Raw genomic sequence first — 451 nt, 5'->3', positions numbered from 1 at the left:
GCTCGAGTTTTTCTATCAATAAAATTGTAGGATCTTCATCACTAGGTGACATATCACCAATAGTACCCTTCCATCTTCTTATTATGTTAGGAACTAACTCACCATCTATCTTATCAACCCTATCAACAATACCATAAACAGAATGCTCTAACTGCCCAGCCTGTGCAAGTATCTGTGGCTCTAACAATGCTAACCTACGCTTAAGACTCACCAGCTAAAACCTTTTCTAAGTTTTCTATTCTTGTTTTTAAGTCGGTGTATTCTTCTATATCAATCATGGCTTTAATTGATTGTATAAAAGTGTTAGCTATATCAGGAGGTATTCTGCCCTCTGCTGCCGCTTTCATTACTTGAGCTGCTTGAATGTGTGGCAGTGCATCCTCATCGAAATTAAAGTTTATCATTTCACTGGATGGTTTAACGCTTGCCCAGCCTTTATCTGCAAGCAACT

At 38.4% G+C, this 451-nt stretch carries 2 protein-coding genes; both read right to left on the bottom strand.

Annotation, left to right across the window (positions count from 1 at the left end; genetic code table 11):
• A partial coding sequence (locus D5S11_RS20110; RefSeq protein WP_206504718.1) for a hypothetical protein occupies nt 1-187 on the bottom strand: 187 nt, incomplete at its 3' end.
• A gap of 13 nt (nt 188-200) precedes the next feature.
• Nucleotides 201-451 (bottom strand): hypothetical protein (locus D5S11_RS20005; protein WP_164833866.1); only part of this gene is annotated, 251 nt, incomplete at its 5' end.

This window comes from Bacillus sp. L75 (genome assembly GCF_003676355.1).
GTDB lineage: Bacteria > Bacillota > Bacilli > Bacillales > Bacillaceae > Bacillus > Bacillus velezensis.
This window is presented reverse-complemented; position numbering and strand designations above follow the sequence as displayed.